Genomic DNA, 17717 nt, shown 5'->3' with positions numbered 1-17717 from the left:
TACCCGCTGGCACGAAGAGCGGGCGCTGCCTGCACAAGTCACCGGGCCTGACGGGAGCACGTATCAGTATTTTTATGATGAGCATTTTGGGCTATGCGCGGTGATTGATGCGCTGGGACAGTGCTGTTACTACCAGCGTGATGCCTGGGGACAGGTTACGGCGTTCACGGATGAGAAAGGCGGTGTGCAACGGTTGACTTATAATGCACGCGGGCAGGTCAGCAGTGCGCAGGACTGTTCAGGTAAAACGACGCAGTACCGCTATGATGAGGCTTACCGACTGGCGGAAGAGACGGATGCCGCGGGAGAGAGTACGCATTATGAATACAGCCCGGCCGGGCGACTGGTGAAGGTACTCCGCGCTGAAGGCCATGTAACCAGCCTGAGCTGGACGCCACAGGGGCAACCAGAAATTTACCGAGAGGGGTTCAGCAATCCGGTTCGCTGGCAGTATGACCGTTGCGGGCGTCTGAGCGTGGTAACCGATCCGCTGGGCCATACTGTCCGGCGTGAATACGATGAACGTAACTGGCTGACACGCTTGTATAACGAAAATGGCGAAATGTACCGGTTTATCCGGGGCGTGAATGATCGTCTGTACGAAGAGCAAGGGCTGGATGGTGTCATCACCCGCTACGAATACGATGAGTGTGATCGTGTTATCAGCAAAACCTGGGCAGCCGGAACACCGGATGCGCTGGTGCATTCCTGGCAGTATGATCCTGCGGGGAACGTGACGGAGAAACGGACACAGGATGGACGCACGGTATACCATTATTCGACCACGGGTAACCTGACAGAGGTACTGTTTTATCCGGCAGGTCATGATGAGTCAGGGGAAGCACAGCCCCCCCGAAAGGTGAAACTGAGTTATGACCGGCTGGGGCGACTGACGGCAGAAGAAAACAACACAGGGCGGGTAAGCTACGAACTGGATGCACTGGGCAATCGCACCGTGGTGCAGCTACCGGATGGCCGCCATCTGAAGACGTTGTACTATGGCAGCGGACATGCACTGAGTATCAGCCTGGACGACAGGCTGCTCACTGAATTCAGTCGTGATAACCTGCACCGTGAAATCAGCCGCACGCAGGGAGGGAGCCTGACGATGCGGACCCGGTATGACAGGCTGGGGCGACCGGAACGCCGGGAAATTTACCGCCAGGAAGAGTCGATGCGCCCGGCAGAAGCGTGGCACTGGCAATACGACAGCCGCCATAATCTGCTGAGTGAAACGCAAATCTGCGATTACCGCTATCAGGGTTACAGTTATGATGAGGCAGACCATATTCTGCGGCAGGACACCAGTTTCAGGGGGAGCAGTCACTGGCAGTATGACGCGGCGGGGAACCAACTGGAGACCTCGCAGTCAGGGCAGGCGCTGAAGCATAATCAGCAGCATCAGCTCCGGCAGAAAGCCTGCGTTTATGATGTTTACGGTCGTCTGATCCAGAAGCCGGGGCCGGGCGGGATATGGTATTACAGATACGACAGCGAACACCGGATGACGGAAGCGGTGATGGAAGCCCCCACGGCGACGGGAACGGGCAGTACGCGGCATGAAGTGAATTTCAGCTATGACCCGCTGGGAAGGCGTACGGAAAAGCGCAGCGTGGTGAAGGTGTATGAGAAAGGAGAGGGATGCGTAAAGGCAACGCAGCAGGAAACGCGGTTTGTGTGGGAAGGGCTGCGGCTGCTGGCGGAGGAGCGAAACGGATTGCCGCTGGTGTATGTGTATGAAGATGCAGGCAGCTATACGCCGCTGGCGAGGATATACGGGAGCGGAGAAAAGCAGCGAGTGGATTATTACCGCTGCGGGCAGAACGGAATGCCGCAGGCACTGACGGATGAAGAGGGGCAACTGCACTGGTGTCTGGAAGCGGACGTATGGGGAGAAACGCGGGCGGAATATGCCGATGAAAGCGGTCATCGGTGGAGCGGGAAATGGAGCCATTCCCCGGAAGAGAACTTGCGGTTTGCGGGACAGTATCTGGACAGGGAAACGGGGCTTCACTACAATACGTTCAGGTATTATGCGCCTGATATGGGAAGGTTTATCACACCGGACCCGATAGGGCTGGCGGGGGGACTGAATCTTTATCAGTATGCGCCCAATCCGCTGACATGGATCGATCCTTTAGGGCTGAGTTGTGGACATACTGCTAAAGCAAAAGAACTCGGTTATAAAAAAGTCAATGAACGTTCTCACGGGCAGCCTGTCTTCGTAAATAATAAGGCACCTAATAAGACCAAATATATTACTCCTGATGTTGACCAACATAATGGTGGGTTTTGGAAAGCTGCTGATAGCGTGAGAAATTTAGGAAGCAGGCGAACAAGATCAGGAACTTATGATGCTGATCTTAATCGAATAGGTGATTAATGAATGAAATATTCATATAGAATAACTAAATATACTCAAACTGATGAGTTGGGGAGAGGGTATTCATCTCCAAATGAATGGACTAGCTTTTATGATATAGGCAATAAGGTAACAGAGAGTGAATATAAAGAAGTTGAACAGAAATATATAAATTATATTTTTGAAGCATGTAATTGCCTTGGTGTAAAGTCATTAGAAATTAAGGGATTGGAACTGAATGTTGATAAATATAAGTATGCAGAAGGTAGCATTATACAGCTTGGTGAGCTTAAAGATGTAGTTCAATCAATATTAAGAGAGTATATATGGTGTAAGCTTATATCTAATGAATGTGAGTTTCATTTTGGTTATGATTTCTATATGTATTTTTTATGTAATGCTTGCTCTGAAAAATGTATAGATCAAATAAAAACGGATCTTACTGTTCAAAGATATAAATCCCCATACTAATAATAAGATAAGAGCCGGGAAACTCCCTCAAACCTTCCCGGCTTATTTTTTATTTACCTGCCGTCGTTCACCCCACTAAACAACCGCCTCTTTAATCCCCTTCACCACCTGCCGCATCTGATAAAGCTGCTCGCCCAGCTCCTGCACCTCGTCGCAGTCGGCGATCAGCACAATGCACCCCTGCGAAATCCGCACCGTCACGCCGCGCCCGGTGTCAAAATCCGCCTCAGCCAGCCAGTTGCCTTTAAGGTGGATGCCGGGGCTATGGGAGTAATGGGTGGGGACTTTGGTTTTACGGTTGGTGTGGCAGATGCCGACAGCGCCGATTTTTACCCGGCGCTGGGTTTTGGAAAGAGTCACTTCTGGCGTAGAATCGCGTTCAGCCATGATTAACTCCCTAATAGCTAGTTGTGGTGAGCGGCGTTGGTGTGCTCGTAACACATCAGCGCCGCGTTCATTTTAATCCTTCTCTTTAGCTGCGTTTTTACCCGCTGGCACGAAGAGCGGGCGCTGCCTGCACAAGTCACCGGGCCTGACGGGAGCACGTATCAGTATTTTTATGATGAGCATTTTGGGCTATGCGCGGTGATTGATGCGCTGGGACAGTGCTGTTACTACCAGCGTGATGCCTGGGGACAGGTTACGGCGTTCACGGATGAGAAAGGCGGTGTGCAACGGTTGACTTATAATGCACGCGGGCAGGTCAGCAGTGCGCAGGACTGTTCAGGTAAAACGACGCAGTACCGCTATGATGAGGCTTACCGACTGGCGGAAGAGACGGATGCCGCGGGAGAGAGTACGCATTATGAATACAGCCCGGCCGGGCGACTGGTGAAGGTACTCCGCGCTGAAGGCCATGTAACCAGCCTGAGCTGGACGCCACAGGGGCAACCAGAAAGTTACCGGGAGGGGTTCAGCAATCCGGTTCACTGGCAGTATGACGCGGCGGGGAACCAACTGGAGGCCTCGCAGTCAGGGCAGGCGCTGAAGCATAATCAGCAGCATCAGCTCCGGCAGAAAGCCTGCGTTTATGATGTTTACGGTCGTCTGATCCAAGGGCTTTTTCTTTGCCTGCAATTTTATTATTGCTGAATCCGCAAAAATTCTCTGCATTTATCACTATTTTTCTATAAAGAGCTGGAAGTCATAATCCTCTTAGTTGATGAACATAGTGATTAAAAAGAGGAATTCTATGGCTATCCCTGCATTTGGTTTGGGTACTTTCCGCCTGAAAGACGACGTGGTTATCGCTTCTGTTAAAACGGCGCTTGAGCTGGGCTACCGTGCTGTCGACACTGCGCAAATCTATGATAATGAAGCGGCTGTTGGTCAGGCGATTGCCGAAAGCGGCGTACCGCGTAACGAACTGTACATCACAACCAAGATCTGGATTGAAAATCTCAGCAAAGAAAAATTGATCCCAAGTCTGAAAGAAAGCCTGAAGAAACTGCGTACAGATTATGTTGATTTGGTGCTGATCCACTGGCCATCTCCAGGAGATGCTGTATCTGTTGAGGAATTCATGCTGGCGCTGCTCGAAGCAAAACAGCAGGGACTGACTCGTGAAATTGGTATCTCAAACTTCACCATTGCGCTGATGGAAAAAGCCATTGCCACAGTAGGCGCAGACAATATTGCGACCAACCAGATTGAGCTTTCTCCGTATCTTCAGAGCCGTAAGGTGGTTGACTGGGCGAAAGCACACGGTATCCACATCACCTCTTACATGACGCTGGCTTACGGTAACGCGCTGAAAGATGAAGTGATTGCGCACATTGCCGCTAAACATAACGCGACCCCGGCGCAGGTTATTCTGGCATGGGCAATGGGGGAAGGTTACTCCGTAATTCCTTCTTCTACCAAACGTGAAAACCTGGCAAGCAACCTGCTGGCGCTGGAACTGCATCTGGATGGCGAAGATAAAAAAATGATCGCGGCACTGGACTGCAACGATCGTCTGGTCAGCCCGGAAGGTCTGGCTCCTGCCTGGGATTAATTGCCCGATCCTGTGTATCCCTTACCCCTCTTTTACAGCTCCTTCGGGAGCTGTTCTTATATATTCACTTAAAAAGTCTATAAATGCACGAATACGTGTACTGACCGCACGATCGCTGTAATAAACGGCGCTGAAAGGCATTTTTACCGGCAGACGTTTATCGGCCAGCAGTTCCACTAGCTCTCCCTGCGCGATCTCTTTATCTATCATATAATCTGAAAGACAGGCGATGCCGTTGCCGTTCAGGCAAAGCTGTTTTAGCGTTTCCCCACTGTTGGAAGAAATTCCACACTCGACCTCATGCAGCTGTCCGTCGCTACAGGCAATTGGCCAGGTATTGAGCGAAACCGGTTCGGAAAACCCCAGACACAGATGCTGTTTTAACTCCTCGACGGTCTCTGGTCTACCAAAACGGGCAATGTACTCCGGTGAGGCAATAATCTTGCGATAGCTGGTAAATAACGGACGCGCACGTAGACTCGAGTCAGTCAGTGTACCCGCTCGTATAGCAACATCCACTTTTCGTTCAATAAGATTGATGAATGTTTCCGAGGAGACGAGAGACAACGTCATCTCGGGATACCGCTCCCGGAACGGTTTGATTAGCGGCATCAGGAAATGCAACATCACCGGTGTTGCTGCGTCGATGCGCAGCAGGCCGCGCGGAGTATTACGCGACTCCATGATTTCTGTTTCTGCTGCAGCCATCTCTTGCAGTATCTGCTGCACCCGCCTGAAGTAGCGCTCTCCTTCCTCAGTGAGACTTAGCTGTCGGGTCGTTCGATTAAGCAAACTGACGCCCAGTTTCATCTCCAGCTTTTTTACTGCCCGACTGACCGCGGAATTGGCTTGTCCAAGCTGTTCTGCCGCCCGGCTAAAGCTACCGCTTTCCACTACCGCTACAAAAATCGCAAGTTCTTCAGAGGTTGCTTTCATTTTTGCACCTGACGCAAAATTATATTGAGATTTTGAATATTTTTGTCATTAAAACATCCAGGCATACTGCGTGTCATCTGATTACTGATGTTACGGAGTTATTTATGCCTCTCGCTTTATTTGCACTAACAATTAGTGCCTTCGCTATAGGCACTACTGAGTTTGTGATTGTTGGTCTGGTGCCGACCATCGCTCAACAACTGGCGATCTCGTTACCTTCCGCCGGGATGCTGGTTTCCATCTATGCGCTGGGTGTGGCGATTGGCGCACCGGTACTGACCGCTTTGACCGGACGCCTGCCACGTAAACAGTTACTGGTTGCGCTGATGGTTCTGTTTACGGCGGGGAATTTGCTGGCATGGCAGGCTCCCGGGTATATGACACTCATTGTCGCTCGTCTGCTGACTGGGCTGGCACACGGCGTATTCTTCTCGATTGGTTCTACCATCGCGACAAGTCTGGTGCCGAAAGAGAAAGCGGCCTCCGCCATCGCTATTATGTTTGGTGGCTTAACGGTGGCGCTGGTAACCGGCGTGCCGCTGGGAACGTTTATTGGTCAACACTTTGGCTGGCGCGAGACTTTCCTTGCGGTATCAATGTTAGGCGTGATTGCACTGATCAGTAGCCAGTTGTTGATCCCCGCCAACATTCCCGGTCGTGCAGCCGCCAGCATTCGCGACCAGGTGAAAGTGCTGACTCATCCCCGTCTGTTGTTGATTTATGCCGTTACGGCACTGGGCTACGGCGGTGTATTCACGGCATTCACCTTCCTGGCACCGATGATGCAGGATCTGGCGGGATTCTCTCCGGCAGCAGTAAGCTGGATCTTACTGGGTTACGGTGTTTCAGTGGCTATCGGTAATATCTGGGGTGGTAAGCTGGCGGATAAGCATGGTGCCGTTCCTGCGCTGAAATTCATTTTCGCCGCGCTGTTTGTTCTGCTGATGGTTTTCCAACTGACGGCTTCTACGCAGTATGCCGCGCTGGCTACCATCCTGGTAATGGGGATCTTTGCCTTTGGTAACGTACCGGGGTTGCAGGTCTACGTGGTACAGAAAGCGGAACAATTTACGCCTAATGCTGTAGATGTGGCGTCAGGGTTGAACATTGCGGCGTTTAACATTGGCATTGCACTGGGTTCAGTGATTGGTGGACAAACGGTCGAGCATTATGGTCTGGCGCAGACGCCGTGGATTGGCGCACTTATTGTCCTGGTTGCTTTCCTGCTGATGGGACTCAGCGGTCGTCTTGATAAGCCCGTGCGCGTTGCTTTGGGGTAAATCATTGATGTAAGCGCCCACTTACAAAACAAACTGCAATTGTTCGTTGAAAGTGAGTGCTAAAATCCCTATAACAGAAGAACCAGTCCGGCTGCGGACTGGTTGACGTTACAGAGGTTTGAAAGTCTAAAGTGCGAAAAAACACCTATGCCATGCGTTATGTTGCCGGACAACCCGCCGAGCGGATTTTACCGCCGGGGGCGTTTGCGCATATTGGCCAGGCATTACCCGCAGGCGTTCCGTTAAGCAGTGAAGATCGCATTCGCGTGCTGGTATGGAATATTTTTAAACAGCAGCGCGCAGAATGGCAGTCGGTGCTGAAGAATTTTGGCAAAGATGCGCATCTGGTGTTATTGCAGGAAGCACAAACCACGCCAGAACTGGTGCAGTTTGCGACCGCTAACTATCTTGCTGCCGATCAGGTTCCGGCCTTTGTGCTGCCTCAGCATCCCTCTGGCGTCATGACGCTCTCTGCTGCTCATCCTGTTTACTGCTGTCCATTGCGCGAGCGTGAGCCTATTTTACGGCTGGCGAAATCGGCGCTGGTGACGGTGTACCCGTTGCCTGACACTCGGCTGTTAATGGTGGTGAATATCCACGCGGTTAACTTTAGCCTTGGCGTTGATGTCTATAGTAAGCAGTTACTTCCTATTGGCGATCAGATTGCTCATCACAGCGGTCCGGTGATCATGGCCGGCGATTTTAATGCCTGGAGCCGTCGACGGATGAATGCGCTGTACCGCTTTGCGCGTGAAATGTCGCTGCGCCAGGTTCGCTTTACTGACGATCAGCGCCGCCGTGCGTTTGGTCGCCCTCTCGATTTTGTGTTCTATCGCGGTCTGAACGTGAGTGAAGCCTCTGTGCTGGTCACCCGTGCATCCGATCACAACCCGCTACTCGTTGAATTCAGTCCCGGCAAACCTGAACAATAACGGTGTGTCAGGTCTGCCATAGGGCAGGCCTGTGATGGTTGCCCTTCATATTTCTCAACAACCGAAGGACAACACAATGACAACACGCTCTCACCATGACAACGTCGAAAAACAGTTTGGCTCTCAGGCTAATGCCTATTTAACCAGTACGGTGCACGCCTCTGGCCGTGACTTGCAACGTCTGGGGGAAAGGTTGTCGGCATTTCCACAGGCTCGCGTATTGGATATGGGATGCGGAGCAGGGCACGCCAGCTTTGTGGCCGCGCAACACGTAAAGCAGGTCGTGGCTTATGATTTATCGTCGCAGATGCTTGAAGTGGTTGCTAAGGCGGCAAAAGACCGAGGTCTGGATAATATCGCCACACGGCAGGGGTATGCTGAAAGCCTGCCATTTGAAGATAACGTATTTGATGTGGTGATTAGCCGCTATTCCGCGCATCACTGGCATGATGTCGGGCGCGCGCTGCGGGAAGTGAACCGCGTTCTGAAGCCCGGTGGTGTACTGATTGTGATGGATGTGATGTCGCCTGGCCACCCAGTACGTGATATCTGGTTGCAAACCGTGGAGGCGTTACGCGATACCTCACACGTACGCAACTATTCCAGCGGAGAGTGGTTGTTGTTAATCAATGACGCCAATCTGATTGCCGATACCTTGTTAACCGATCGTCTGGCGCTGGAATTCAGTTCGTGGGTGGCGCGGATGCGTACGCCTGCAGCGTTGAGCGACGCGATTCGTGCCTACCAACAAAGTGCTTCTGCACAAGTGAAAGACTACTTTGCGTTACAGGAAGATGGCTCGTTTACCAGCGACACGATAATGGTTGAGGCACATAAAGCGGGATAAATAAAAAAGGCACTGGGGGGAAACCAGTGCCTTCATTTCTACAATGCTATCAGGAGTCCGGCATGTCGTTGTTTTTCACAAACAACGTTAGCTGATCGCCTGGCTGTAGATTATTCGTATCGCTGTTCCAGCGCATCACATCCTTGATGTTAACCCCGTGGCGTTTGGCAATACTCGAGAGCGAGTCGCCTTTACGCACACGATAGGTGATGCTATCGCTGTTGTTCGCCAGTCGCTGTGCGCTGCTACCAGCGCCCACCGTCAGATTCTGGCCTACTTTCAGCGACGACCCGCGCAGATTATTCCACTGCTTAAGGTCATTGATGCTCACGCCAAGACGTGAAGCAACGCCAGAAAGCGTATCGCCAGAGCGAACTTTGTAGCTACGGCTGTTCAGCGGCGTGTTATCCGCGACCAGCGTTGACTGCACGGCTGCAATTTCGCCTGAAGCCAGAGACTCACGCAGCTTCTCAGCATGCTTCTTTGGCACCATCACATATTGCGGGCCGCTGGCACCCAACGTGGAACCTTTCACGCCTGCATTGAAGGTCTTCAGCTTGCTGACGGAAATACCCGCCATATCGGCAACCTGAGCCATCTCAACCGGGCTACTCAGGCGAACACGTGCCAACGCGCGGCTTTCGTCTGTTGTTGGCAGACGTACGCCATAGCGTTTGCTGTTTTTGAGTATATCGCTCAATGCCAGCATTTTGGGCACGTATAGCTTCGTTTCCTGAGGCAATGGCAACGACCAGAAGTCAGTGGGTTTACCACGAGCTTTGTTCGTTTTGATTGCCTTCATGACACGACCTTCACCGCTATTATAAGCAGCAACGGTCAGCAGCCAGTCGCCATCAAACATCTTGTTCAGACGCTGCATCATGTCCAGCGCGGCGGTGGTGGAAGCCACAACGTCGCGACGTGCATCATAACTGCGGGTCTGTTTTAAACCATAATTGCGCCCCGTGCTCGGAATGATCTGCCAAATACCTGCGGCATTGGCGCCAGACGTTGCGTGAGGATCAAAAGCGCTCTCCACTATGGGTAGTAGTACCAGTTCCATAGGCATGTTACGTTTCTTAACTTGCCCGGCTATCCAGTACATATACGGCTCTGCCCGTAAAGTTACATCGTGGAGATAGCTCTTATTGCGTAAATACTTCTGTTTCTGTTCGCGAATCCGGCTGTTTTCCGGAATTCCCATCTTTAGCTCGTCACCAATGAAAGCCCACAAATCTTGATCAGCAGCGATAGATGTTCCGTCGTCCATCCATCGCGCCTGACTTGTAAACTTTCCTGCTTCCCCTTGACCAGCTGCAGAAAGGCTCTGTGCGTGTTGTTGGACGTTACCAGTATTCTGGCACCCAACAAGCAGGACAGAGGCGAGTAATATCGCTTTTGCCTTCATGTGTGTGTCAATAGTTGCTTAAAAGACGACCGATCATAACGGCGAAGTTTTCAAAAGGCAACCCGGAATTGTCAGAACGTATCTTTCTTTGACCTTAACCAGGCAAAACGCTCTTCAGGTTGTTGCAATATTGTTTCTTTGTTAATTTCATTAATTAAATCAACATCTTCCGTTCTCAAAAAAAGATTAATTCGTCGCTCATTTTTCAGAATTACGGGTAGTGTCATTTGTTTTTTTACGCGTAACTCATTAACTTTACGATAATATTCATTTATGAACGAATCGTGCGGCAGAATGCTTAAAGCAAACTTCATATTTGCTAATGTGTATTCATGTGCGCAACAAATCAATGTGTCGTCAGGAAGTGAGTTTAGTTTTTTAACTGATTGATACATTTGGGTTGCGGTGCCTTCAAAAAGTCGACCGCAACCGCCAGAAAAGAGTGTGTCATCACAAAATAAGTAAGGATGGCTAAAGTAACAGATATGTCCTAAAGTGTGACCCGGAGTAGCAATTACCCTAAATTCATGCCCCAAAACGAGTGCAATATCGCCATCTTCGACTATGTGTGTCGTTCCCTTATCTTGCGTTTCAGCCGGTCCGTATACCACTATTTGTGGGAAATGCTGCAGAAGTTCTTTCACTCCGCCCACGTGATCCTGATGATGATGGGTTAGCAGAATGGCTTCAGGCACCCAGTTATGCTCTGCAATGGCTTTCAGAACAGGAGCCGCTTCACCCGGGTCCACAATCAGACAATGCTGGTCATTATTTGACAAGACCCAGATGTAATTGTCCTGAAATGCAGGAATACTGTTAAGATTCATATATTACCTCTAAATGCGTAACGGAAGGTTGTGATGAAACCGGCAAGGATCCCTCAAACTGTCGTAGCGCCCGTTAGCTGGGATGATCTGCCCTGGGGCGAACACTATCGTGAGGCGCTGGAGTATCAGCTTAACCCGTGGTTCGCAAAAATGTACGGTTTTCATCTGCTTAAGGTTGGTAATTTAAGCGCAGAAATCGATTCCGAAGCGTGCGCGGTTTCTCATCAGGTAAATGTTTCTTTGCAGGGTTCTCCCATGCAGGTGACGGCCGATCCTTTGCATCTTCCCTTTGCCAATAAGTCCGTGGATGTCTGTTTATTGGCCCATACGTTACCGTGGTGTTCCGATCCGCATCGCCTACTGCGTGAAGCCGATCGCGTGTTGATTGATGACGGTTGGTTGATTTTGAGCGGTTTTAACCCGGTAAGCCTGATGGGTTTGCGTAAACTGGTGCCCGTATTGCGTAAGACATCGCCCTATAACAGTCGGATGTTTACCCTCATGCGTCAATTGGACTGGCTATCATTACTGAATTTTGAAGTGCTGCACTATAGTCGTTTTCATGTTCTGCCCTGGAATAAGAAGGGCGGGAAAATGTTAAGCACCCATATCCCCGCGCTGGGCTGTTTACAGCTGGTGGTTGCGCGCAAGCGAACCATTCCGCTTACACTCAACCCGATGAAACAAAATAAAAGCAAAACGCCTATCCGTCATGCCGTTGGCGCGACCCGGCAATACCGTAAACCGGACGCTTAAGCCTCAGTCTGATACCCAATATCATCCTGAGTCGGGCTCATGGCCGCGGTGCGCGCAAGCTCATCGCAGCGTTCGTTTTCCGGATGGCCCGCATGGCCTTTAACCCATTCCCATTTGATTTGATGAGGGCCTAAAGCGGCATCGAGACGCTTCCACAGATCGACGTTCTTCACTGGTTTTTTATCTGCTGTTTTCCAGCCACGCTTCTTCCAGTTGTGGATCCACTGCGTAATGCCCTGGCGCACATACTGGCTGTCCGTGCTGAGTATCACTTCACACTGTTCTTTCAGGGCTTCCAGCGCAACGATTGCTGCCATCAGCTCCATGCGATTATTAGTTGTAAGGTTGTAGCCTTCGCTAAAGGTTTTTTCGCGCCCGCGATAGCGTAAAATCGCCCCATAACCACCCGGTCCGGGATTTCCCAGGCAAGAACCATCGGTGAAAATTTCTACCTGTTTAAGCATCTCTGGTAGACTTCCTGTTTTAGCAAATCGAAATCAAACGATAAGTCTGACATAAATGACCGTTATGAGCACTGGAATTACACGACAGATCGTCCTCGATACCGAAACCACCGGTATGAACCAGATTGGCGCCCACTATGAAGGCCACAAGATCATTGAGATCGGTGCGGTTGAAGTGGTGAACCGCCGCCTGACCGGCAATAACTTCCATGTTTACCTGAAGCCGGATCGGCTGGTGGACCCGGAAGCGTTCGGCGTACACGGAATCGCAGACGAATTCCTGCTTGATAAACCCACGTTTGCTGATGTAGCCGACGAATTTCTCGACTACATTCGTGGCGCGGAGCTGGTCATCCATAACGCATCGTTCGATATCGGTTTTATGGATTACGAATTCGCGAAGCTCAAGCGGGATATTCCGAAGACGAACGAATTCTGCAAAATAACCGATAGCCTGGCGCTGGCGAGGAAAATGTTTCCTGGCAAGCGAAACAGCCTTGATGCGTTGTGCTCGCGCTATGAGATAGACAACAGTAAACGAACCCTGCACGGCGCATTGCTTGATGCCCAGATTCTGGCCGACGTTTATCTGATGATGACCGGCGGGCAGACCACGATGGCGTTCTCAATGGAAGGCGACAGCCAGCAGAGGAATGACACGGGGATCCAGCGTATTGTGCGCCAGTCCAGCAAACTACGTGTTGTTTTCGCCACTGATGAAGAGTTAGCGGCCCATGAGTCACGCCTTGACCTGGTGCAGAAGAAAGGCGGAAGTTGCCTCTGGCGGGCATAGTTTGTACATTTACCGTATGAAAATGGCCATTCGGGTGATTTTTGCAGCAAACGATTAAAAAACGTGAGAAAAAGCGTTGACGAGGTGCGAGGCAATCCGTAATATTCGCTTCGTTCCCAAGCGGAACACAACGCGGAGTGGTAGTTCAGTTGGTTAGAATACCTGCCTGTCACGCAGGGGGTCGCGGGTTCGAGTCCCGTCCATTCCGCCACTATTCAGAAAGCCTGAATCAGAAATGATTCAGGCTTTCGTCGTTTTAATCACTGCAAAATATTATCTATCGTTTTACCATCAAAAAAATCAATAACTGACCGCGCGGTATGGATACCTGTCTGGTGGTAAGATTCAACCGTCGCAGCGGCGATGTGTGGGGTCGTGATAATATTTCTGGAATGTAGCAGAGGGCTGAATTGTGGCAAAGGTTCATGCTGAAATACGTCGAGGGCGGAAAACACATTCCTTTCATCAATCACCTGCAACAAAGCGCGTTCATCGATTAATTTCGCACGAGCCGCATTGATGAGCAGGGCACCATTTCTCATCATAGAAAGGTATTTGTGACTGATAAAATTCTCTAAGGATGATGTATAAGGGAGAAGCACGACAATGACGTTGGACTGCATGAAGATGTCGTCAACCGAAACAAACTTAACAGCCATTTTTTCAGCTATCTCATGATCCGGTTTTTTGTCGTACGCGAGAATTTCAATCTCGAAGCCGGACAACCTCTTAACCAACGTTTTGGCAATATTCCCAAAACCTAATAATCCTACCCGTTTACCATTTAATTCATTTCCCAGCGAGTATCCCCAATAGCCGTTTTGCATGTCCATATGATTACCGGGAATATTTCTCAGACCAGAAAATATAAGGCCAATGATAAATTCGGCGACAGCGTTGGCATTGATGCCTCGTGCATTATTAACCACAATGCCTGATTTTTTTGCCGCGTCAGTATCTATATTATCAACGCCAGTACCAAATCTTGAGATGATTTTCAGTTTTGGTAGAAGAGAAAACACACTGGCGTCATAGCAATCCGTTCCGGCAATGACAGCATCAATAGATGCCCTCAACTTATCTGATTCTGATGCGATAAGATGATTCACACTGTTCTTGAAAATGAGATTATATTGGTTATCGCGCAATAATTTGCAACCGGTTACACAACGAGCCGAAAAACTGGAAACGGTGATTAATACATTTTTCATATCTGTTACCTCGTACCTGAGAACGCCATCAGGTTGTGATGGCGTAGACCGGTTACAATAAAAATGACACAAGTTATGAATTTACTTTAACGCCGAGAGCACCTCCTGGATGAAATAAACCAAAATCGGTTCGGGTAAACTGCTTGAGTTCTGACAGCGTGAGGGCTACCGCATCTCCCACGACAAGAACAGCCGTAGAAGAGCAGGATGGAGCAAGACCTAAGGTGTCGGCTTCACTCTTTACGGGTATTTCAATCGATAAATCACAGCAGATAGCCAGCGACGAATTGTGGCTTCGGGTAAATGAGACCAGAAAATTTTTCATTTTTTTCAGACTTGGCAGCGTAGCTAACAGTTCTGCTGTCTCACCACTATTGGATATCAAAATAACAACATCTTCACTGGTAACCATCCCCAAATCGCCATGAACCGCTTCTGTTCCATGAATAAAAAAAGAGGGGGTACCGGTGCTGGCAAATGTCGCTGCCAATTTTTTTGCAATAATTCCTGATTTTCCTACGCCGATAAAGACAACTTTCCCGCTACAGGATTGCAGTATTTTTACAAGAGTTGCGGTTTCTGAAAGCGGTGCATTAATAATTTCCTCAACTGCTTTTTGCTCATTTCGCATAAATCCTTTAATGAGTGAGATGACCTCAGTATTATTCATGTCTGTTTTCCTGATTAATTTTATCAATAACGTAAGCCACCCGAGATAAGCCCTGGTATAGTTTTTCCCTGCTGCAAGCCAGATTTAACCGTAAATAGTTTTCCCCACCTGGTCCATATACGTTGCCTGCCATGATCCCCACTTTTCCTTCATGAATTAACATGGCGTAGAATTTTTCGAATGAACAACTGATGTGTGAACAGTCTATCCATGCAAAATAGCAACCTTCAGATTCTCTGAGTTTCAGAGGTGAAAGATTTTCTTGAACATAATGAACAGCAAAATCAATGTTTGACTGAAGGTGTGACTTCAACTGTTGTAACCATACATCACACTCATTGTAGGCAACGATAGTGGCAATGATATTCAATACCGAAGGTGAATTCACAAAATCCCGATAACGAGTTATCACCCTGAATTTTTCATTAAAGATAATGTCAGGTGCGATAAGATACGAGCCCGTTAGAGCAGGGACATTAAATGTTTTTGAGATAGAGTTAAAAACAACCGTTTTATCGTAGTGCAATTTAAGTGCAGACGTAAATTTATGGCTAAAAGCGAAATCACTGTGGATCTCATCGGATAACAGCCAACAGTTATTTTTTATACATATCTCTGAAATTTTAATTAACTCATGCTCAGACCATACTTTTCCTGTTGGATTATGTGGATTGCACAATAAAATTACCTTTGCATGTTTTGCTCTGGCATTGAAGTCGTTCCAGTCTATGCCATACCGGCCATCATCATTTTTAATCAATGTTGAAGTGAGTAATTTTCTTCCACTATTTTTGATAACATCAAAGAATGCATTATATGCTGGAGTGAAAGTCAGAATGCTATCTTCAGGTACAGTTAATAATTCTAGCGCTTTGGCGATTGAGTACATCACACTCGGACTATAAGTAATCCAGTTAGCATCAATGACCGTATCATATTTCTGACCATACCAATGGCATATCGCGTTGAGATATTCGCTATGTTGCCAGCGACTATACCCGAGGACAGGATGTTCCAGTCTTTTCTGTAGCGCTTTGGTAATTGCTTGTGGTATGGGTAGATCCATATCAGATATGGAAAAAGGAATAATATCGTGTACACCAAATCTGTCTTCGCAGAAGTCCCACTGCGTGCAGTAAGTTCCTTTTCGCGAAATAGGCGTGTTAAAAATATCCATCAACATAACCCCATACATTTATCCATATCTTTACGCAAGGCGATGACTTTTGTACCAATAATGACCTGTAAGGTATTTTTATCGAGTTTGACAATTGCGATCCCTCCCTGCTTTTTAATGGCAGCTTCATCAATTGCTTCTATATCTTTGATTGTTAGCCGTAAACGTGTAACACAGTTATCCAGAGAGATAATGTTTTCTTTTCCTCCGAGAGCCGTAATCATATTCTCAGCGGTGCTGGCGTCTGTATTTCTATTTGCCACTGGTTGGACAGTCGGTGTTATCACATCAGCTGTTGTTGCAGATGGAACCATGTCACTGTCTTCTCTGCCAACAGTCATTAAGTTGTATTTTAGAATGGCCCATTTAAATACCATGTAATAAATGAAAAAGTAGGCGATTTCTACACAAACAGCCACTGGCCATCCAGTTCTTGCACCCCGTAATACGCCAAAGCTTATAAACTGAATCAAATCGCCGGTGAATCCCATTTTCACGCCGAGATACGGTAAAAACATATTTGCGAAGCCATTCATAAAGGCATGGAATACAAATAAGACAGGACTGACAAACAGGAATAAAAATTCAATCGGTTCGCTAACACCGCCAATAATCACAGTCAGCACCGCAGAGATTAATAATGCTTTAATAGCCTTGCGATTTTGTACATGAGCAGTCTGATACATAGCAAGAGCCGCACCTGCTAAACCATACTGGATCATGAGCTTACCTTGTTCCATTTTTCCGGCAAGGTCTAAGGGAATGACGGCGTTTTCTTTGACGTAGGCCATAAACATATTGAGAGTGCCGTAGTACTCCTCGCCGTTGATGATTGCTGATCCGCCAATCGGCGTAAATCTGAATACAGATGTGACTAAATGATTTAGCCCGAAGGGAATCGTTACGCGCTCTGCAACGGCATAGAAGAAATAACCTACCGGACCAGAGGTGGATATCCAATGGCCGATTAACATAAACATGTTAAAGAAAGGAGGCCAGACAAAAGGGATTATGATGCCGAAAACACTCATGACAACTAACGTAATGATAGGAACAAGGCGTGGGCCACTATAGAATCCCAACGACTCTGGGATACGCAGATTGACGATCCGTTTGTACATGGCGAATACCATCAACCCTGCAACGATTCCCCCCAATACGCTGGTATTGTATGACTGAATTCCCAGAATAATAGTTTGTCCATGTGTGGACATCTGATCTGTGGGGACGAGCAGACCGTGACTTTTAAGATAAAAATTTGTTCCCAAATGCATTGCCATAAACCCGACCAGACCGGAAAATGCGCCATATGCTTTATCTTCTTTTTCTTTCAACAGACCCAGTGGGATGGCGATTGCAAATAATACCGGTAAATTAACAAAAGCGAATAAACCCAGGCTAACAATAAAATCTAAAAATGATTTAACAACAGGGTATCCTAATACAGGAATTAATTTGGCCATTTCCTCGCTGGCTAATCCACTACCCAGGCCTAACATCATGCCGCATACGCTTAGCAGAGCGATTGGATACATAAATGCCTTACCCAGGCTCTGAAAAAAACTCCAGGCTTTTTTCTGTTTCATA

At 48.5% G+C, this 17717-nt stretch carries 18 protein-coding genes, 1 tRNA gene and 1 pseudogene; 10 read left to right on the top strand and 10 right to left on the bottom strand.

Translation table 11 applies throughout. The features are described from left to right. Both OGV57_RS16645 and OGV57_RS16640 read left to right on the top strand, forming a co-directional pair. On the top strand, nt 1-2383 hold a 2383-nt coding region (locus tag OGV57_RS16645), incomplete at its 5' end, for a toxin C-terminal domain-containing protein (protein ID WP_213751866.1). Between the two features lie 3 nt (nt 2384-2386). After that, on the top strand, nt 2387-2833 hold the full coding sequence (locus tag OGV57_RS16640; RefSeq protein WP_054528086.1) for a hypothetical protein: 447 nt from the start codon (nt 2387-2389) through the stop codon (nt 2831-2833). A 75-nt stretch (nt 2834-2908) separates the two neighbouring features. Here OGV57_RS16640 and OGV57_RS16635 read toward each other — a convergent pair whose 3' ends face one another. Next, the gene (locus OGV57_RS16635; protein ID WP_054528087.1) at nt 2909-3220 is read right to left on the bottom strand and encodes a SymE family type I addiction module toxin; all 312 of its coding nucleotides are present in this window, start codon (nt 3218-3220) and stop codon (nt 2909-2911) included. Between the two features lie 54 nt (nt 3221-3274). On the opposite strand from OGV57_RS16635, the gene OGV57_RS16630 reads away from it, so the two are divergent. Continuing rightward, nucleotides 3275-3925 (top strand): RHS repeat domain-containing protein, encoded by a 651-nt coding sequence (locus OGV57_RS16630; RefSeq protein WP_081011293.1) that lies wholly within the window; start codon nt 3275-3277, stop codon nt 3923-3925. A 100-nt stretch (nt 3926-4025) separates the two neighbouring features. Beyond that, a complete protein-coding gene (gene dkgB, locus OGV57_RS16625; RefSeq protein ID WP_054528089.1) occupies nt 4026-4829 on the top strand; it encodes a 2,5-didehydrogluconate reductase DkgB in 804 nt (267 codons plus the stop codon). 21 nt (nt 4830-4850) lie between these two features. Here the strand turns inward: dkgB and yafC are convergent, their stop codons facing one another. Beyond that, nucleotides 4851-5765, bottom strand: a complete 915-nt coding sequence (gene yafC / locus OGV57_RS16620) for a DNA-binding transcriptional regulator YafC (protein ID WP_003843865.1) — start codon at nt 5763-5765, stop codon at nt 4851-4853. Between the two features lie 104 nt (nt 5766-5869). Between yafC and OGV57_RS16615 the strand changes: the two genes are divergently transcribed. The 3 genes from OGV57_RS16615 (at nt 5870) to OGV57_RS16605 (ending at nt 8824) form a co-directional block, all read left to right on the top strand. After that, the gene (locus OGV57_RS16615) at nt 5870-7045 is read left to right on the top strand and encodes an MFS transporter (RefSeq protein ID WP_054528668.1); all 1176 of its coding nucleotides are present in this window, start codon (nt 5870-5872) and stop codon (nt 7043-7045) included. Between the two features lie 131 nt (nt 7046-7176). Further along, nucleotides 7177-7977, top strand: a complete 801-nt coding sequence (locus tag OGV57_RS16610) for an endonuclease/exonuclease/phosphatase family protein (protein ID WP_054528090.1) — start codon at nt 7177-7179, stop codon at nt 7975-7977. 76 nt (nt 7978-8053) lie between these two features. Then, nucleotides 8054-8824 carry a class I SAM-dependent methyltransferase gene (locus tag OGV57_RS16605; protein ID WP_048216822.1) on the top strand — a complete coding sequence of 257 codons (771 nt, stop codon included), beginning with the start codon at nt 8054-8056 and terminating at the stop codon, nt 8822-8824. A gap of 49 nt (nt 8825-8873) precedes the next feature. On the opposite strand, the gene mltD is transcribed toward OGV57_RS16605, so the two are convergent. Both mltD and gloB read right to left on the bottom strand, forming a co-directional pair. Next, nucleotides 8874-10232: a murein transglycosylase D gene (gene mltD / locus OGV57_RS16600; RefSeq protein WP_003031421.1), complete on the bottom strand. Its 1359-nt coding sequence runs from the start codon at nt 10230-10232 to the stop codon at nt 8874-8876. A gap of 71 nt (nt 10233-10303) precedes the next feature. Then, nucleotides 10304-11059, bottom strand: coding sequence for a hydroxyacylglutathione hydrolase (gene gloB / locus OGV57_RS16595; protein WP_286531431.1), 756 nt, complete (start codon nt 11057-11059; stop codon nt 10304-10306). 33 nt (nt 11060-11092) lie between these two features. Between gloB and OGV57_RS16590 the strand changes: the two genes are divergently transcribed. Then, a complete protein-coding gene (locus OGV57_RS16590) occupies nt 11093-11815 on the top strand; it encodes a class I SAM-dependent methyltransferase (protein WP_054528092.1) in 723 nt (240 codons plus the stop codon). On the opposite strand, the gene rnhA is transcribed toward OGV57_RS16590, so the two are convergent. Continuing rightward, nucleotides 11812-12279, bottom strand: a complete 468-nt coding sequence (rnhA, locus tag OGV57_RS16585) for a ribonuclease HI (protein WP_003838896.1) — start codon at nt 12277-12279, stop codon at nt 11812-11814. The genes OGV57_RS16590 and rnhA overlap by 4 nt on opposite strands. A gap of 64 nt (nt 12280-12343) precedes the next feature. Here rnhA and dnaQ point away from each other — a divergent pair, with 64 nt between their 5' ends. Both dnaQ and OGV57_RS16575 read left to right on the top strand, forming a co-directional pair. After that, the gene (dnaQ, locus tag OGV57_RS16580) at nt 12344-13072 is read left to right on the top strand and encodes a DNA polymerase III subunit epsilon (RefSeq protein WP_003031410.1); all 729 of its coding nucleotides are present in this window, start codon (nt 12344-12346) and stop codon (nt 13070-13072) included. A 134-nt stretch (nt 13073-13206) separates the two neighbouring features. Beyond that, nucleotides 13207-13283: transfer RNA gene (locus tag OGV57_RS16575), tRNA-Asp, on the top strand. A 49-nt stretch (nt 13284-13332) separates the two neighbouring features. Here OGV57_RS16575 and OGV57_RS16570 read toward each other — a convergent pair. The 5 genes and pseudogenes from OGV57_RS16570 to OGV57_RS16555 form a co-directional block, all read right to left on the bottom strand. Then, complete coding sequence (locus tag OGV57_RS16570; RefSeq protein ID WP_054528093.1) at nt 13333-14283, bottom strand: phosphoglycerate dehydrogenase; 951 nt, start codon at nt 14281-14283, stop codon at nt 13333-13335. 73 nt (nt 14284-14356) lie between these two features. Further along, nucleotides 14357-14953, bottom strand: a complete 597-nt coding sequence (locus tag OGV57_RS16565) for a KpsF/GutQ family sugar-phosphate isomerase (RefSeq protein ID WP_032937066.1) — start codon at nt 14951-14953, stop codon at nt 14357-14359. Then, entirely contained in the window at nt 14946-16130 is a 1185-nt protein-coding gene (locus tag OGV57_RS16560) for a MalY/PatB family protein (protein ID WP_016149588.1), read from the bottom strand. The genes OGV57_RS16565 and OGV57_RS16560 overlap by 8 nt, the downstream gene beginning before the upstream one ends. After that, complete coding sequence (locus OGV57_RS23825; RefSeq protein WP_372703404.1) at nt 16130-16444, bottom strand: PTS sugar transporter subunit IIB; 315 nt, start codon at nt 16442-16444, stop codon at nt 16130-16132. The genes OGV57_RS16560 and OGV57_RS23825 overlap by 1 nt, the downstream gene beginning before the upstream one ends. Further along, nucleotides 16444-17716, bottom strand: a pseudogene (locus tag OGV57_RS16555) (PTS transporter subunit EIIC); the annotation flags it as partial. The gene OGV57_RS23825 and the pseudogene OGV57_RS16555, both read right to left, overlap by 1 nt. Between the last annotated feature and the right edge of the window lies 1 nt (nt 17717).

The organism is Citrobacter sp. Cf087 (assembly GCF_030334285.1).
In the GTDB taxonomy this organism is placed as follows: domain Bacteria; phylum Pseudomonadota; class Gammaproteobacteria; order Enterobacterales; family Enterobacteriaceae; genus Citrobacter; species Citrobacter freundii.
Note: the sequence above shows the minus strand (reverse complement) of the source record. Positions and strands in the feature narration are given on the sequence as shown.

Coding starts and splice junctions, on each gene's coding strand:
- OGV57_RS16640 (WP_054528086.1), top strand. CDS start 2,387: ATGAAATATTCATATAGAATAACTAAATATACTCAAACTGATGAGTTG.
- OGV57_RS16635 (WP_054528087.1), bottom strand. CDS start 3,220: ATGGCTGAACGCGATTCTACGCCAGAAGTGACTCTTTCCAAAACCCAG.
- dkgB (WP_054528089.1), top strand. CDS start 4,026: ATGGCTATCCCTGCATTTGGTTTGGGTACTTTCCGCCTGAAAGACGAC.
- yafC (WP_003843865.1), bottom strand. CDS start 5,765: ATGAAAGCAACCTCTGAAGAACTTGCGATTTTTGTAGCGGTAGTGGAA.
- OGV57_RS16615 (WP_054528668.1), top strand. CDS start 5,870: ATGCCTCTCGCTTTATTTGCACTAACAATTAGTGCCTTCGCTATAGGC.
- OGV57_RS16605 (WP_048216822.1), top strand. CDS start 8,054: ATGACAACACGCTCTCACCATGACAACGTCGAAAAACAGTTTGGCTCT.
- mltD (WP_003031421.1), bottom strand. CDS start 10,232: ATGAAGGCAAAAGCGATATTACTCGCCTCTGTCCTGCTTGTTGGGTGC.
- gloB (WP_286531431.1), bottom strand. CDS start 11,059: ATGAATCTTAACAGTATTCCTGCATTTCAGGACAATTACATCTGGGTC.
- OGV57_RS16590 (WP_054528092.1), top strand. CDS start 11,093: ATGAAACCGGCAAGGATCCCTCAAACTGTCGTAGCGCCCGTTAGCTGG.
- rnhA (WP_003838896.1), bottom strand. CDS start 12,279: ATGCTTAAACAGGTAGAAATTTTCACCGATGGTTCTTGCCTGGGAAAT.
- dnaQ (WP_003031410.1), top strand. CDS start 12,344: ATGAGCACTGGAATTACACGACAGATCGTCCTCGATACCGAAACCACC.
- OGV57_RS16570 (WP_054528093.1), bottom strand. CDS start 14,283: ATGAAAAATGTATTAATCACCGTTTCCAGTTTTTCGGCTCGTTGTGTA.
- OGV57_RS16565 (WP_032937066.1), bottom strand. CDS start 14,953: ATGAATAATACTGAGGTCATCTCACTCATTAAAGGATTTATGCGAAAT.
- OGV57_RS16560 (WP_016149588.1), bottom strand. CDS start 16,130: ATGGATATTTTTAACACGCCTATTTCGCGAAAAGGAACTTACTGCACG.
- OGV57_RS23825 (WP_372703404.1), bottom strand. CDS start 16,444: ATGGTTCCATCTGCAACAACAGCTGATGTGATAACACCGACTGTCCAA.